Below are 17048 nucleotides of genomic sequence, written 5' to 3' on the forward strand. Positions count from 1 at the left end.
CGGGTAAGGGCAGATTCCTTCCTCCGATCCCTGCGACATCTACCAGATAAGGATTGTTGGTTACGGGCTTTGCAATGATCCCGAGAACGGGACAGGTAGTGCTTACTTACCCTCCTCGTCAGGCCTCTGTATGTCGTTTCCCGATGAATGCGGGACAGGCTCTGTTCGTCAGTACCGGATTTTGTAGTCTCGCTTCCTTCACTGCATACCTCACGGTAAACCAGCCCCGAAGAATCGGGACAGGCTTTGCGACTTACTAACAGGCTTCACCAACTCGCCTGTAAGGGATCCCGTGAAAACGGGACAGGCTATTGCACCCTCTGGAATATTATGGTATATTCAAAACCAAAAAAAAACTGCCCATGCCGGGCACACACACTATATAACAAAACATAGCTGCCCTTTAGGTCAGCAACGTTTGTTATATTTAACGTTACCTTAAATATTATTTAAATGAAAAATCTGTTTCTGGTATTGGTATTATTAAGTGCTGTGAGTCAGCAAATCTCTGCTCAAAGAACAATTAATTTTAGTGGAAAAATTAATAATTTTGATTCATCAGAATTAGTCTATTTACGATTGAAAGACAGCACAATCCCCCTAGAAATAAATACTGACGGAACCTTTTCAGTTGAACAAAATATTGATCAGAAAACATTCTTTTTTAGCCTTTCTAAAATTTCTAAAAATGGCAAATTAGAGCCTCAAACACCCTTAATTTGGTCAGACAAAGACAGCGTGTTTCTTGAGCTGGACTGGATTAATAAATCATATCAATTTAAAGACTCAATGCCCTTTCAGACAACTTCTGAAAAACTTGAAGGCGTGAATGATAATCAACAAATAAAACTCATACTAAATAATCCAAATACGCTACCAAGTCTCTACTTTGCCAGCAAGAATAAAGAAAACATTTCTTTGTCAGACTTGGAAAAAATTATGAAATCAATTGATCAGGAGTATAAAAATACTATTTACGTTAAACGCATAGAAAGTTATCTTTTGGCAAAGAAAAAGACTCCTTTGAGAAAAGGGGACAGAATTGAAAACTTTAAACTACCCAATAAAGATGGTGAGCTTATTTCAGTGGTAACTGACAGAAATAAGCCCCAGGTAATTGCCTTGTTTTCATCCGGCTGTTCATATTCGATTGCGAGTATCGATCTTCTGAAACAACTTTCGGAATTAAATACAAACAAAATTGAAATCGTGACTATTTGGGACGATGAAACCAAAGAAACCTGGCGTAATTCTCATCAAGATCAAAAAAGTAAAATATCATGGACAAACCTCTGGGATGAATTCGGATATGCAGCAACCTATCTGGATCGCAAATTGTGGCCAACCTTTTACATAATTAATGAAAATGGTGAGTTAACTCAAATATTAGAGGGCTATGATAAGAAAACTGCCAGGGGATTAAAAAAACTAGTAGAATAATATCGCATCAATCAATATTTAAATTATTAATGATTTCTGATTAACGTAAATTTTGTGCCTTTAAACCGATTTTAATCGTATTGGACTTTAAAGTAATTAAAAACCACAATTTTTACATTAGTTTAAAGGTCGCTATAACGAAAATTATATTTAAGAGTAAATGAAATACGTAGTTATTATCCTTTTTTTGACAATGTCACAAATAGCTATTTGTCAAAACACAATTATTTGGAAAGTTTCAGATACTCTAAATCAGAAAACCTCATTCATCATTGGGACCCATCATCAATTTGGTAATTCATTTGTAGATTCAATTCCTGTAATTAAAGAATTACTATACAGTTCTGAACTCGCAGTATTTGAATCAATAATCGACATAAAGAACACTCAAAAAATGATTAATTCCAGAGAATAATCTCTGGAAATCAAAAAAAACTAAAGAAAAAAGATTTTGAAAAATTAAAATCAATATCAGAAAGCTGGGAAATTGACCTATATAAGCTTCAACCTATAGAAATAAGCTTAAAATTACGACAAGTATTTATAAAAACTAAGTGTAAGACGGTACATGGTACTGATGACTTTAATCATTTTGATAATTACCTTATTCACCTTTCAAAAGAAAAAGGAATTAAAATATTTGGACTGGAGACAGATACTCTGCAATTAAGTTTAATAAAAAAAGAAAATAATCCTTCCTGGAAGAGTGAACGTAAAACAATTAGTTTTTGGATAAATCAACTAACAACAGAAACCCCTGATTTGAGTCCTTGTGCATTTACAAACCGATACAGGAATTTTGACTTAGATTACAAATTCGATGAAGAGTGTAATAAAGACATTTTGATATTTCAAAGAAACATTAACTGGATGCAAAAAATCCCTGATTTATTAAGAACCAACAATGTTTTTATCGCAGTGGGCTATTTACACTTAACCAGAAAATGCGGGCTTCTTGAACAGTTGAGATATAACGGATTTAAAGTAGAACCTGTAAAATTAAATTGAAATCTGCCCTGTTAGCGCCTACTAGCACAAGATTGATCTTGTGCTTTTATATTCTTCAAAAATCCTCCACTCTTCTTATCCATTAGTAAACTTATTCTAACAGGTATAAATTTAAGAAAAAGTTTGATTATGATTGGAAAGCAGGTATTTTTGACTTTTACAGGAATTTATTAACAACCAAAACAACGATAGTTATAGTAAGTCTTGAAAGTCACCCGGTGGCTTAGATACCCATGTTATAGCCAAATAGATCTACACAACATGAAGAGAATAATTATTTCTTTGTCGGCAATCCTCATACTGATGAGTTGTAATAGACGGGAACCGAACGACATTGAAAGAAAAATCACAGAAAGCATTAGGCTATCAATAAATGAGAGGAATTATGACTTAATCAAACCTTATTTATCAAAAGATTTTCATTTCGAAGGTAGTGATATCAACACCTCCTTTACTTCTCTATATTCTTACCTGAATTTTAAATTATCAGCTAGTATATCAAAAATAGATGTTAATTATGTCAAGGATATTAATGACTCGTTAGTTTTCATAAAGGGAGTGAAACATTATGAAAATTATGATTCAGATGATCTTGAAATCACTTATAAATTAACTAATGAAGGGGCAAAAATAACAAAGATAAACAGAATCCGTCCTCATAAATTTCCTGTAATAACAAGAGCCTCATATAAAAATGAAGAAATCTTTGGAGATGACCCTGTAAATAACATTGAGAACTTAAATGTTCTGGATAATTCAACTGCTGATTCAATAAGTAATGTTGGTTATACAATATACTATGATAAAGAACTAAAAAATGAAAGTGAATTATCTCTTATACTCTTCGAGCATCTGGATAGCCTACTGACTAACAAATTTAAAATCAACAATATTGAGCGGGAAAATCTTTTTTTAACGACAATCAATTCAAATAACACGGTAATCATAGGTAAAAACAGAGACATCCCCTGGACTATGGGTTTATACGAATCAGATAGTATCAATAATGTTAATTTGACCAGTAAGATAGGACACACCTTTTCGCATGAAATAATTGAAGGAACTTTAGTTCAAAAATATAATCTAAAAGGATACAAGTTTAGGTGGTTTAGAGACGGCTTGTCTGAATACATTGCCTATGAATACTGCAAAATTATTGCACCAAAAGAAGCTGAAAGTTATTTTATAGATAAAAGACTCACCGCTGCCTCCAGGTTTGCTAAAAATGGCAACCTTTTAGACTGGAGAGCTAATGGACCGATAGAGCATGTGGATAAAGGGAAATTGTACGGTTCGGAATTCATTTATTATAACGAAGTAGGTCAATACGGAAGAGCTTTTAAGTTTTTCAAAGATTTATTTGAAAATAACGATGAATCATTAATTAAAATCCTTAAAGAAATTGAGGAGCGTGAAGATATTTCTAATGAGGAGCTATTAGAAATCATGTCTGAGATCACCAATAAGAACATCACTAAGTTAATTAGTAATTATTAAACTGGTTTTAGAACTGTGGTTTGGCCAGAATTTAAAGGATGATAGGAATCCAAACGTATATTGGATAGAAATCAATCTCAACAGGACATGGGAAATTTTAATCAAAAAAAGTTTTATTCAAAAATAAAATCATTAGGGTAATGCAATCGTGCATTCAATTCAATTTTTAACGAAAATAGGAGTTTTATTACAGCCCCATTTTTTTCACTTATTATAAATCATAAACCTAAAGATTATTTGTTAAATTGTTTTTTTAGTAAAATCATAATTTTCAAAATACCTCAATCACAGAATTAATCCAATGTTTAAATCAGTAAGGATATTTTTTCTTCGATATGCTTTTACGGTAAGTATCGTGCTTGTAGGACTTCTAATCATCCAAAATGCTCTGATGACATTTTATGGAGACCAGGCATTTAAAGAAAAACGCGAAACAGAAGAGGCATACCGGGAGGTGAATGAAATGCTCGAAGCAAATACTCTTTTTATCAACCTAATGGATTTGGGTTTAAGGGGTTTTCATATGATGAAAAAAGAAAATTTTGCTGAGCCTTATGATATTGCAATGGAGCAATATCAAGACAATTTTATCACACTGGAAAATAAACTTCAAGAACTTGATTACCCAAATATGGATGAAGTTCAAACTCTTGAAAATCAGACCGAGCGATATGCCAGCTTAGTTAGCCGTGGGATCAACTTTGTTAAAAACGAAAAATATGATGAAGCGGTACAATTATTCGAGTCAGATCCCGGATTTGAGCTATATATTTCTTCTCGTCCAATCGTAGAAAATATTGAAAATTATATTAACGAGTTAAATGCGGAAGCCACAGCACGGTATAATCGCATTAAAAACATTACTACCGCCTCACAGATTTTTACAATTGCCCTGGGAATTCCCGTATTAATCATCGCATTAATAAGAATCATTCGACAGGAAAGAAGAATTTTAAGATTATTTAAAAATCTTGAACAAAGTAACCAACGATATATATTCAAAGAAAATGGGAACAGAAAAAGCAGCAAAAACATTCTTAAGCAAGGTGAAATAATAGATAGAATAGTGGCCAATCTAAAGAAAGCTTCCACATTTATTCAAAGTATCACCAAAGGAAATCTCGATGTAGTCTGGGAGGGAATGGACGAACAGGCACGAGCTGAAAATTCCGGCACCATAGCTGGTGAACTCCTTCAGATGAGAGATCAACTCATCGAGGTCAATAAAGAAGAAGAAAAACGCAAATGGGTCACAGAAGGTGTCGCTAATTTTTCAGACCTGGTTCGGGAACATAAGGAAGACTTTGATATGCTTTCAACTAAAGTGATCTCCTACATAGTAAAATATACTAATTCCAACCAGGGAGGGCTTTACCTGTTAAATGAAACAGAAGACGATCCTTACTTAGAATTAACAAGCCTTTACGCTTACGACAAACAAAAATTTGAAAATCAACGCATCCCTGTAGGCGTCGGGCTAATTGGCGAAGCATTCAGAGAGGGTGAAATCGCATTATACAAAGATATTCCTGATAATTATATCAATATTACTTCTGGGCTTGGTGAAGGCCTGCCACGAAATCTGATTATTGTCCCGATAAAAACAGATGAGAAAACGTTGGGAGCACTCGAGATGGCCTCTTTTGAGCTCTATTTAGATCATCATATTGAATTCTTGGAGCGTATTGCTCTAACTCTTGGATCAGAAATAGCCACGAGTAAATCAAATATTTTAAACAAAAAATTGCTGCAGATCAGTAAGGAAAATGAAGAGATTCTGCAATCACAGGAAGAAGAAATGCGGCAAAATATGGAAGAGTTACAAGCTACCCAGGAAGAGCTGGAAAGACAGAAAAAAGAGTTAGAAGATAAAATTACGGTGCTGGAAGAAAAGCTGGCTCAGAAATAGTCGGTGAAAATTCCAAATTAATCATTTTGATAATTTGGTAACATAAAATTTAAGAACAAGATGCTTTTTCACACTTATCTATATTTTTACCTCATTTCCACATTACTTCTTTTCCAATAAATAAGTATAAGCTTCCATACCTCTAGTATGCTCAAAAATAACTTTTAAAACTCCGGTGACCGGAAGGGCAATAATCGCTCCCACTATTCCCCAGATAGTAGAAAAGAGAATAATACAAAAAACAGTGATAAATGGGTTTAAATTGATTTCATCCCCGATAATCCAAGGTGTAAGAACATAACTTTCAAATAGTTGAGCCACAGTCATTACTCCTATTACAATCAGCGCCGGGGTGGTCCCTGAGTATAAAAAAGCCAGGATCACTGCAATACCTCCTCCAATAATATTTCCTATATAAGGTATAATTGAAAAAAGTGCAGCGAAAAGAGCTAGAAATAATGCATAGGGAACCGAACCAATTGTAAAGCCAAGATAATAGATACCGAACAAAAAAATCATGACCTTACTTTTACCCAGTAAATAGTTATTGATAGTACTTGAAGAGTTACTTAAAAGAGACTTCATTGCAGTTTCATTGGAAGAACTTTTTAGAAAAAAATTGATAAATGTCTGTTTCTGCATTAAAAAAAGCACAATGTACACGAGTACGAGGAGTGATTGAGACAATAAACTTGTGAATGACGAAAGGAAAGCACCTGCTAGCCCTTCCAGCTTATTGACCAAATTCCTGTTATTCTCAATGTAATTCTTAATATTCCAATTTAAAGTCTGATTAGCCCACTCTGTAAAACTATTCAGTTTTTCTGTTGCCTTTTCCTTTATGGTTGGCCAATCATCGGTTATCGTACTCACCTGCCAGCCTATCAACCAGGTTAATAAAGAAAAAACGACAATCATCAGTAAAATAGATATGGTTATGGCCAGCCAGTTTGGAAGGCCCCATTGTTTTAATTTTTTGGTTGGTATATCTAATAAAACAGCGATTATGGCAGCAATCAACACTGGCATCAACAGATCAGCACCCAGATAGAAAATTGCTGTAATTCCAACGACAATTAGTAAAGCCTTTATTAAGTAACTTCCGGAGATCTCTATTTTCGATTCACTCATGAGCCTGTTTTTTTAGTGGGTTTTGGTAAGCATAGAGATATTAAAGTTATAAAACAAATTTTATTAATAGTTCATATACTTATTATATCTCCATGACAGTGTTGCAAAATGAAAGGATTTGTATTCTATCCTTTGCAACACTTTCGCTACCCCCTTAACTCAGAATATTTTTTAATTAAAGGGTTAAATCTCTAAATGACATCTTACCAATGAAATACCCAACATTGGGTATTTATTCTCTTTAGAATAATCCTGATATTAAAAACTCATCAACGATTTTAACACCAGGACATATTCAAAAAAACAAGAATAATAAATATGCATTTTATACTATCTAAATGCATTAATAAAATCGCACCATACCTGATCACCGGGTAAAGAATAATCAAACCAAAACAAACATGATATTATGGCAGCCACAGGAAACAACTACATCGACTTTGTAAATGAGCTTGTATATGGAGATTTAGGCACCGGGGAACTTGGTGTTCCTCCAATAGCCGGAGCTAAAAACCATATACACTGGACCAGGGACAATATTCCAAACTCATTTTCGACCACAGTGACCGGAACTGAATTCCTCACTCATCATTTGGACTATATGCTGGCCAGGTACGAAGCCTGGAGAAGTAAATATTACCTCCCTCCTGTTCGCCCATGGGATGGTCAAAATGATATGGATACAGACCAGTCGGCAATCGTGCCGGGAGAAGGTTCCTTACCAGCTACAATTGATGAATTAGGCACAAGCATCAGAGAGTATTACAACGGTGATTTCAGAACATTTCTCGCTGTTGAATTAGACGACGAAGTGAAAGCCCCGCAGAGTTATCGTTACTGGGCATTTATGAAATGGGCAAGTGATTTGAGAAGACGGGTGCAGGGGCAGCCTGTGTACTATGTTCACAAGGTCTTTGATCGGGATGGCATTGAAAGCGCCTAATAATATTTAAGGATGATGATTTACAATAGCTATGATGATTGTGATGTCCTTCAGGATAGAAAAATCGTCATAGCTTTCATTGTATAGTTGGTAATAAGAAACAACATTTTTGCGAAGAATAAACCCAGTTCCTATTTAAACCCTCAGAAATTTACGATTCAGCCAACATTAACCGATTACTAACGGATAAACGGATAAGGAAAGTTTGAAATTGACCTTTCGATAATTATTTTTCGCTATTAATAAAGATTGGTCAACCTATTACATTAAAACGACTATACGAGTTCATCAGGATTAGAAGATAATTAAAATGAAAAACAAATTTGCCTTAATGTTTCCAATTGTCTCCTTGTTAGTTATCAATATTTTAGTTGTACTTTTTGTACTTACCGGAAAGTTGGCAACTACGAAACCTGGAGAATTTTATCATCAATTTGCGGTTTACTAATTATAGATGGCTTAATTTCATTTTTCCTGTTCAAGTTGTATTTGAAAGAATAAGTTTCATTTATTAAGAAAGGCATTAAATATTACCGGAGTAGAGTGATAGAGTAACGGCTGATTGATCAGGAAACGAAGTTATCTTCCCGCCTGTAAAATTTAATTACCTTCAGAACACACACGATTTTAATTTAAGCACAAAGGATCTAACATTATAAAATAGATTGCATCAAAGAAAAACGATCTTTGTTTATATATAAAGCAATGAGCGATTATAATACTATTGACATTAATTAAATGATTAAAAAGCTTTATTTTATCGCATGTCTATCAATATCAGCACTGAGCTGCGAAAATAAATCAGAAAATTTTAAGGTGGATTTTTTAACTGACAATATTCCGGAAGGTACCCCAATTGAATTTCAAACCTACAACATTCCTAATGATTTTATTATTCACAAGGGAATATTCAGTCCTTCTCTAGATGAATACTATTACACAATATCTGACAGGCAATTTGAACAGTTTGACGTTTACGTTCAAAGAAAGCAAAATGGTCAATGGTCTGAACCAGAAAAAGCATTTTTTAATAGTGAATATAGCGAACATGGAATGAGCTTTGCCCCGAACGGCAATACTCTTTACTTTAGTTCAACCAGACCAACTAAAGTTAAAGGAATACCTGAGACATGGCATATATGGAGATCCAGTAAAGTTAACGGAAAATGGAGCACTCCCGAGTTTATAAATATTCCCAACCTGGCAAATAAGCTAGTTTCTCACCCAACTATATCCAATTCAGGAACGATGTACTTTCATGCAAGTAATTTGGATTACAGTGATATGGATATATACCTTTCAAAAAATACAGATGGTGTTTTTGAACCGGCACAAAAAGCATCAATTATCGCTGATACACCTTCAGGGAAATGCACTCCCTATGTTTCTCCTTCGGAGGATTACCTGATTTTCGCTTCAATCGGTGAAGATCTCGATCTAATGATCACTTTTAAGGATGGCTCTGGTAAATGGACAAACACGAAAAAACTAAACGAAAATATTAATACTAAGGGTCAGGGAAATCCTTATGTAACACCGGATGATAAATTTCTTTTTTTCACAGTTATTGACGATAGAGATGATTCCTGGAAAATAAAATGGGTAAATATCGAATCAGAACTAGAAAATAATTGATAACCATATCAGATAATTGCTAAAGGATTTCCTCCAGGCTGGCCTTTTTATCTTTATTCTCAAACTATGTGATTGAGTAAAAGATTCATTTCCCATTTTTTATAGAATCAGTCATAGTTCATATCACCTCCGATCACCCATGTAGTTAACCCTGAGCCTTTAACTAATTACTCAATAAACGATTTCAACTGGTTACTAACATAAACCCTATAGTATAAACAAATAGATTTTTTGATTTTGAACTGGAAACAGCTATTATTGTCGCAGATTCTGACAAACGAAAGCTTCGTCAGCATTAAATAGGATTTATTAACAATAAAACAACGATATTTTTAAAAGTAATAAGAGACTCTGAGTTCCTCTTATGCTATCGTTTTAACCGATTACAAAGATGACAGAAACTATTGACTCTACAATTCCAACAGCAAAAGTATATAAAGACAGAGCTTTTTGGGTAGGAACATTTTTAGGTGGACCGCTAGTCGCAGGATATTTGTTTGCAGAAAATTTCAAAGCACTAGGACAACCTGAAAAAGTTAAGCCCACCTGGGTAATTGCTATCATTGTAACCATTATCTTATTTGGTGGAATATTCCTGGTTCCTGAAAACATCACTATTCCTAATCAAATCATCCCCATTGTATATACCGCAATTACATTCGCACTCTTTAAAAAAATACAGGAAGAAAAAGTAGAAGAATACACAAACCAGGGAGGTGTATTTTATGGCTGGGGAAAAGTAATAGCAGTTGGAATTATTGGAGCATTAATTACAATTGTACCAATATTTTCTATTGCTTTTTTAGCCGACTCAATAGAGCAGGCCAACATCACGACTAAGACTTACGGAGTTGCTGTTAAACACGAGATTGATTTTGATAACACTAATATCTCAGAAAAAGAAGTAGATGAAATTGCCGAAGCATTTTTCAACACCGGATTTTTTGATTTATCAGTAGCCAAATATGTTTACGTTGTAAAAAATGGGAGCAAATATGAAATCTCTATTTCAGTAATGGAGGGAATGGAAAATGACACCGAAGCAATTCAGTTTTTCAGGGAATTAAGAGATCAAATGGATAATTATTTACCAAATAACAAAATAGAAATAAAGCTGGTTGTCGAATACCTGGATAATGTAGTTAAAGTGTTAAAATAAATGGATTATAAAATTTATTAAGCGCATATCATAAAACCATTGACACCAATTTAAAATGAATAAAGCAGACCAGCGTGGCATATTTGAAACCCTGTTTTCAGAAGGCAAAAATTTGCTGACCTTCACAGGAATAATATTGGTCTTTTCAGGAGTATTTGTTACCGTTCAATCTTTTATTGGTGAATTCCTGCCTCATGATACCAGCTATTTAGGGATGGATGCCCAAACTTTAGGTAAAGTGAATCAAAACATCGTGAATTTCATGTTTCATGATAGAATATCCTTCGGAGGAACACTAATTTCAATTGGCGCTCTGTACATCTGGTTATCTGAATTTCCCTTGAGGTTAAAACAAGAATGGGCCTGGTGGGTATTCTTTATTTCCGGACTTTTAGGCTTTGCCAGTTTCCTCACCTATCTAGGCTATGGATATTTTGATTCCTACCATGGATATGCATCACTCCTGTTAATTCCCGTATTCTACTTAGGTCTATATAAATCTTACCAAAGTTTTGATAAAAAGCCTTCTTTTAATTCACTTAAAAGCACCACTAATAAAATTGATTTTAAATCAAAAACAGGGATTGGTTTTTTGTTCCTCTATATAACATCAATAGGGATCACACTTGGCGGTCTTGTTATAATGATTGTCGGGATGACGTTCGTTTACGTACCACAAGACCTTGAATATATGACAATGTGTACAGGTGATTTTGTTGAAATAAACCCAAGGTTGACCCCATTAATTGCTCATGACCGGGCATCTTTTGGCGGTGGGCTGTTTAGTATCGGACTGACTATTTTCTTTATAATTAAGTCAGGTACCCCAACAAAAAACCTATGGCAAATTTTGCTCCTTTCACTTTCAGTTGGATTTATTTCAGGTATAGGGGTTCATTTTCTGATTGATTATTTGAGCTTTACACATTTAGCACCTGCATATTTAGGAGCAATTATGGCCTTTATCGGATTAATCCTGACTCACCAAAGCATGACACAAAATAATGACAGACTCGAAACCAACAATTAATGAATTAGGGCGGGATCTATTGACCCTGAGCCGTTTTAAAGTAATTCAGACCATTGCCCAACCCTTGGTTTTCTTTGTTCTATATTTTGTTTTTGCATTTCATGGCTATTGGGTGTTAGCGGTTCTTTCTACCATTGCAATGAGTTTTACTACATATGGTTCGACATCGCACGACTTAGTTCATATGAACTTGAAGATCAATCCTAAACTAAATGATTTTCTACTAAGTTTTATCGAACTGATTTCTTTAAGAAGTGGACACGCTTATCGACAAAGTCATTTAAATCACCATAAGATTTTCCCCCATGAAGAAGATATCGAAGGACAAGCTTCAGGTATGTCATTTTTTAGAAGTTTGCTGGAAGGTGTTATTTTTCAGTTCAAAATTTACTTCTGGGCCTTGTCAAAAACATCGGGAAGAATTCGAAATATTATTCTGCTGGAAGGACTATTAATTCTAATTATTATTTCAGCTGGAATATGGTCAATGAAGTATAATTATGTATTCATTGTTTATATCGGTCTGATCATTGCAGGAAGCTGGATCATTCCATTCATCACTTCTTACCTTGTCCATAATCCCAAAGGGAAAGATGAATTGCATCAGACAAAGTTATTTAGAGGAAAGTTCTATTCGATAATCGCCCTCGATCATTTATATCATCTGGAACATCATATGTATCCGATGGTGCCTCATAAAAATTGGGTCAAACTTGCTCAAAGATTAGATCCCTATTTTGAGAAAAAGAATATAAAACCATTAAAATAAACAGGTATTTGGTGTACGTCTCATATCCTTACATAACACCGATCATACACAGAAAGTAAAATCTACAACTATGACAAAAAGAGATTTTTTCATCTTGATTATCAAAATATTTGGCCTTTACACTTTAATATCAACTTTATTTTCATCAACAGTATCTGCGTTTTCACTTATTCTTTTCCAAAGTGATTTTTACTCAGTCTCAATAGGATTGATATCAGTCATAATCATCGGGATGTTTTTTTATTTATTGATCTATAAAGCAAGTAAAATAGTAGATCTGTTAAACCTGGATAAACATTTTGACGATGAAAGAATTGACTTTTCTTCTTTAGATTCGGAATTGATTTTAAAATTATCAGTCTTTATCCTGGGTGGATTTTTAATTGTTGAAAATGCATCGGTATTGATGACAGAAGTATATCAAGCACTAAGAGAAGACACATATGGATTGAAAAGAGATAGTGGAGAAAACGTCTATTTAGTCTTAAGTTTCGTAAACATTCTGATCGGATACCTGATGATATCAAACCTAAAAGCCATATCAGGTTATTTCAACAGGTTGAATAGTAAATAAAGATCAGGCATGATATCATATGTTTTGGCAGAAAAGTCAATAAATAACATTCTGATAAAATGTAACGATCATTTCTTTGCAGGTTCGGCAAAGGAAAAAGACATAGATATTTGAATAGATTGCTTTTCCGACAGGATATTAAAAATTTACCCGGTAATTTTGGAACTGTAAATAACGTAACTGGAAAATAAAACACCATTTAAGGGATTTATATTTCAGAAAATCAATATAAAACCGTATTTCGAACAGACTTTATGCAAATGAAAGAGCAACCACTTGTAAGTATTATTATGGCAGTAAAGGATACTGAACCTTATTTGCGTACTTGTCTGGATTCTGTTTTGGCTCAAACCTATGAAAACTGGGAGCTTATAGCCGTAAATGATCACTCGTCGGATGATAGCCCGAATATATTAAAGGAATATGCCGAAAAAGACTCCAGAGTTCGGTTTTATAATAGTGATCAGAGAAAATTGATACCTACCCTGAGAGAGGGATATCGAAGGGCGAAAGGCACCCTGATCAACAGGATGGATTCTGATGATAAAATGCCTGATTATAAATTACAGGTTCTGGTAGATGAGTGGTTAAAATATGGGAAAGGAACAGTTATAGCCGGCGGAACTGAGCATTTTGTTGATGAAGGGGAAGTAGGCGATGGATTTATTAAATATGAAAACTGGCTGAATGAGGTTGCCAAAAAAAGCCTGCATTACCAGGAAATATATCGGGAGTGCGTCATTCCATCCCATTGCTGGCTTATACACAAAGATGATTTTGATGCTGCAGGAGCATTTAACTCAGATGTTTATCCGGAAGACTATGACCTGTGCTTTCGCTTCTATAAGCTGGGCTTAAATATTGTCGGGATAGATGAAATTTTGCATTACTGGAGAGATCGCTCAGATCGGATTTCCCGTACCTGGGAAGAATATGAAGACAACAGATATTTTGATCTCAAGTTGCGCTTTTTTTATGAACTCGATCGAGATTCAAACCGTCCGTTAGTGCTTTGGGGAGCGGGTAGAAACGGGAAAGATATGGCCAAGCTTCTACAATCTTACGGCGATGAATTTCATTGGGTGTGTGATAATGAAAGTAAAATAGGCAGAGACATATACGATGTCCGAATAGAACATTATGAAGATGTCCTTATTAAAGAAAATACTCAAATCATAATTGCAGTAGCGTCTCCTTCAGGGAAAAAAGAGATAGAAGAGCAACTTAAAAGATGGAATAAAAAACCTATCGATGACTTTTGGTTTTTTTCTTGAAAATTCAACTTGCTAATATGTGATTGTATCCTCACCATTAAAAAAAGGAATTATTATCAATAAATAACGATAGTTATGTAAAACATAATTTTCTATATGACTTATCATCCATCATTGTCTTTATTAATTAGAAATGAAATTATTTAAAAGAAAAACTACTACCATTTTAGGAACAATTGGATGGTGGGAGAAAAACAGAATAGTATACAATATTTACATGTTGTTTATTGGGTTTTTGAGTTTTTTTATAGGCTATATAACAATTCCTTTAATTTACATTCTAATTGGCCTGACTCTTAATATTATATTTACATTTTCCTGGATTGGTGAATTAATATTTATAAGGCATTTTAAATCGAGGAAATTAACATTGAAGTATACAAGGTTCTTTATTTTTATATTTTATGGATTTTCAACATTAAGTGTGCTATCCTACAGTTTTCTTCCAGAATTACTTGATTGGTCGATTGATTTGTGGTTAAAATAACTTTCTCTGACGGCCATAGTTTACCATTGTCAAAACTTCCGCTTTCATATAAAATATAAGATTGTAACCCGGCAATATTTACGTCCAAAACATTACTCATTTTTTGATTTTTGAGCTATAAACATATATTTTAAAATTATCAAATAAGGTATATCAACAATCAGAAGATATTCACTGAGATGCTCACTACATTATTGAAATAATTTGCCACTTTTTATCATGAATAAAGAAATTAATTATACCAGCGAAATAGAACAAGTATGCTTAAAAAACGGCAAGCATAAAATTTGGAAGTTCGTAGAAAAAAATGATTTTTCCTATACCACTGATATTCTTAAAAATCGCGTTTGTGACTTTAATTGGCTTAGCATTTCTAAGGACGGAAAAATCACAGTCAAGGGATCTTATAAAGATGGTTATGCCTGGGATGGTTGTACTCCTAAAATGAATTTATTTCATATAACATGGGGGAATTTTGATGGGAAGCTCAAAAGGTTTGGCAAGGGAAATTATAAACCCTATACTTATTATGCTTCGATGGTTCACGATGTGTTATACCAATACAAAAGATGTGCGCCAATAACTCGTAAAGAAGCTGATCGCATTTTTTATAATATGTTAAAAGAATCCGGGTTTATGTGGACACCAGTTTTTTATTTAGGAGTCCGGGCTTTTGGGTGGTGGTTTTGTGGATGGAAATATAAAACAACTAAAGAAGTTGAGGATGGATTAAAGGATGAAGCTGAAAAGTAATGAAACTACTATCTGAAGATAATTAATGCATAAATTATGACTATTAATAAAATGAAGAGATAGTATCATGGTCATAAAGTAATATTCACTTAAAAAGGACTCAAGCTTAAACAGATGAAAATTGAATTGGAAAAAAATACATGAGAATTGGAATTTATTTGTCAGGAAGTATAACCTAAAAGACGAAAGTAAGGAGAACAACTACTTTTATGGAAAGCAGGAGTTGTACAGAGCTTCCGAAGTTTTTGAAGGATTCAACATTTACTATGAAAACAAATTCAATAAATCTGCTGAAATTGGCTCATCATTCCGTGTAGGAAACAGACTTGCAATAGTCTCCCCTATCGAAGCATCTCATAAATGGACCTTGAAAGTTGAGAAAAACTCTTTATGGAAAAGATTATTTAATTCATCTGATAAATCAAAGATTGAATTCTCTGATCCTGAAATTAAGGAATACTTACCATTGGAAGAAATCAAAAATATAGCAACATTCTTTCCTGACTTGAGACTGTCAGTTAAGGAATTTAATAAACATCAAAATCAGTATATAAAATACGGACAGAATGTATTCATGATTCAAACCAAATATCAACCAAAAGAACTTGAGTATTTAACAAAACCCCGGGAAGTAATGATCTCAGTACTTCAGAAATTAAAAGAGAATGAATTTATTAATTCGATATAGAATGGTGAAAAATATAATCTATACAATGTTTCTAATACTTACTTTTTCATGTTCTTCCGTAAAATCGAAAAAAGATTTAGTTTTTGATCAAAAATTCGAATTCTGTACAAATGAAGCTTACAATAATTTAGTAAATAACTACCAACGAGATACTCTACTATATCAAAAAATTAACATCCATCACTTGCTCGAAAATAAACTTATTAGAGATGGTTTTTTAGAAGAAATAAGTAAGAGTGGGTATTCTAAATTGTTAGATAAAGAAATACCCAATGAGTTTTTTGAGGAATTCCAAACAGAAATTGGTTTTAATCCAATATTATTGTTTCCAATAAATTCTCATATAAATTGCTATGGAATTTTATACGAGAGACTAAAACTTTATGATAAAAAAAACTGGCAATATGATTTTGTGTTAGCATTTAATGAATACGAAGCAGGTGGTATGACCGATATTAAAAGTCCTCACCTAAAGAACTCAATAGATAAAATACCGGAAAATAAATTTCAAAATATTATATACAGAAAATTATTTTTGGATTTGATATTTACGTACTACAATTAAATTACCTCACTCTACTGTCTGGAGCTTAAAGACAGCGTAACTTCAGGTTTTTAATAAATAGCAGGGAATGTATCCCGATCATTTTATTTTTTAGAATAGCGAGTCACAGACTCTGCATTTCATAAAAAGATTTGAAGTTGCATTGCAGAACACTCTAAACAGGGGGTACTTTTTAATACTTTAGCC

At 33.6% G+C, this 17048-nt stretch carries 17 protein-coding genes; 16 read left to right on the forward strand and 1 reads right to left on the reverse strand.

All coding sequences use genetic code 11. The features are described from left to right. Positions 1–53 precede the first annotated feature (53 nt). The 6 genes from DCC35_RS13085 to DCC35_RS13110 all read left to right on the forward strand — a co-directional run bounded on the left by DCC35_RS13085 (position 54) and on the right by DCC35_RS13110 (position 5854). Entirely contained in the window at positions 54–260 is a 207-nt protein-coding gene (locus DCC35_RS13085) for a hypothetical protein (RefSeq protein WP_137091228.1), read from the forward strand. Positions 261–453: 193 nt separating this feature from the next. Further along, on the forward strand, positions 454–1440 hold the full coding sequence (locus DCC35_RS13090) for a TlpA family protein disulfide reductase (protein WP_137091229.1): 987 nt from the start codon (positions 454–456) through the stop codon (positions 1438–1440). A 160-nt stretch (positions 1441–1600) separates the two neighbouring features. After that, on the forward strand, positions 1601–1855 hold the full coding sequence (locus DCC35_RS13095) for a TraB/GumN family protein (RefSeq protein WP_137091230.1): 255 nt from the start codon (positions 1601–1603) through the stop codon (positions 1853–1855). Beyond that, positions 1855–2448 carry a TraB/GumN family protein gene (locus tag DCC35_RS22095; RefSeq protein ID WP_394347729.1) on the forward strand — a complete coding sequence of 198 codons (594 nt, stop codon included), beginning with the start codon at positions 1855–1857 and terminating at the stop codon, positions 2446–2448. Before DCC35_RS13095 ends, DCC35_RS22095 begins: the two co-directional genes overlap by 1 nt. 261 nt (positions 2449–2709) lie before the next feature. Next, complete coding sequence (locus DCC35_RS13105) at positions 2710–3945, forward strand: hypothetical protein (RefSeq protein WP_137091231.1); 1236 nt, start codon at positions 2710–2712, stop codon at positions 3943–3945. A 301-nt stretch (positions 3946–4246) separates the two neighbouring features. Then, the gene (locus DCC35_RS13110) at positions 4247–5854 is read left to right on the forward strand and encodes a GAF domain-containing protein (RefSeq protein ID WP_137091232.1); all 1608 of its coding nucleotides are present in this window, start codon (positions 4247–4249) and stop codon (positions 5852–5854) included. 102 nt (positions 5855–5956) lie between these two features. Here DCC35_RS13110 and DCC35_RS13115 read toward each other — a convergent pair whose 3' ends face one another. After that, positions 5957–6985 carry an AI-2E family transporter gene (locus tag DCC35_RS13115; RefSeq protein ID WP_137091233.1) on the reverse strand — a complete coding sequence of 343 codons (1029 nt, stop codon included), beginning with the start codon at positions 6983–6985 and terminating at the stop codon, positions 5957–5959. 409 nt (positions 6986–7394) lie between these two features. On the opposite strand from DCC35_RS13115, the gene DCC35_RS13120 reads away from it, so the two are divergent. The 10 genes from DCC35_RS13120 to DCC35_RS13165 all read left to right on the forward strand — a co-directional run bounded on the left by DCC35_RS13120 (position 7395) and on the right by DCC35_RS13165 (position 16862). Further along, complete coding sequence (locus DCC35_RS13120; protein ID WP_137091234.1) at positions 7395–7928, forward strand: ferredoxin reductase domain-containing protein; 534 nt, start codon at positions 7395–7397, stop codon at positions 7926–7928. A gap of 816 nt (positions 7929–8744) precedes the next feature. Then, a complete protein-coding gene (locus tag DCC35_RS13125) occupies positions 8745–9563 on the forward strand; it encodes a TolB-like translocation protein (protein ID WP_175402819.1) in 819 nt (272 codons plus the stop codon). Positions 9564–9954: 391 nt separating this feature from the next. After that, a complete protein-coding gene (locus DCC35_RS13130; protein WP_137091236.1) occupies positions 9955–10722 on the forward strand; it encodes a hypothetical protein in 768 nt (255 codons plus the stop codon). Between the two features lie 55 nt (positions 10723–10777). Further along, complete coding sequence (locus DCC35_RS13135) at positions 10778–11752, forward strand: hypothetical protein (RefSeq protein WP_137091237.1); 975 nt, start codon at positions 10778–10780, stop codon at positions 11750–11752. Further along, a complete protein-coding gene (locus tag DCC35_RS13140; protein WP_137091238.1) occupies positions 11727–12521 on the forward strand; it encodes a fatty acid desaturase family protein in 795 nt (264 codons plus the stop codon). The genes DCC35_RS13135 and DCC35_RS13140 overlap by 26 nt, the downstream gene beginning before the upstream one ends. Positions 12522–12591: 70 nt before the next feature. Beyond that, positions 12592–13095, forward strand: a complete 504-nt coding sequence (locus DCC35_RS13145) for a hypothetical protein (protein ID WP_137091239.1) — start codon at positions 12592–12594, stop codon at positions 13093–13095. Between the two features lie 260 nt (positions 13096–13355). Beyond that, positions 13356–14369, forward strand: a complete 1014-nt coding sequence (locus tag DCC35_RS13150) for a glycosyltransferase family 2 protein (protein WP_137091240.1) — start codon at positions 13356–13358, stop codon at positions 14367–14369. A gap of 706 nt (positions 14370–15075) precedes the next feature. Beyond that, positions 15076–15609 carry a DUF1353 domain-containing protein gene (locus tag DCC35_RS13155; protein ID WP_137091241.1) on the forward strand — a complete coding sequence of 178 codons (534 nt, stop codon included), beginning with the start codon at positions 15076–15078 and terminating at the stop codon, positions 15607–15609. Between the two features lie 121 nt (positions 15610–15730). Beyond that, a complete protein-coding gene (locus DCC35_RS13160; RefSeq protein WP_137091242.1) occupies positions 15731–16297 on the forward strand; it encodes a hypothetical protein in 567 nt (188 codons plus the stop codon). 184 nt (positions 16298–16481) lie between these two features. After that, positions 16482–16862: a hypothetical protein gene (locus DCC35_RS13165; protein ID WP_137091243.1), complete on the forward strand. Its 381-nt coding sequence runs from the start codon at positions 16482–16484 to the stop codon at positions 16860–16862. Positions 16863–17048: the final 186 nt, after the last annotated feature.

Source organism: Mangrovivirga cuniculi, assembly GCF_005166025.1.
GTDB lineage: Bacteria > Bacteroidota > Bacteroidia > Cytophagales > Cyclobacteriaceae > Mangrovivirga > Mangrovivirga cuniculi.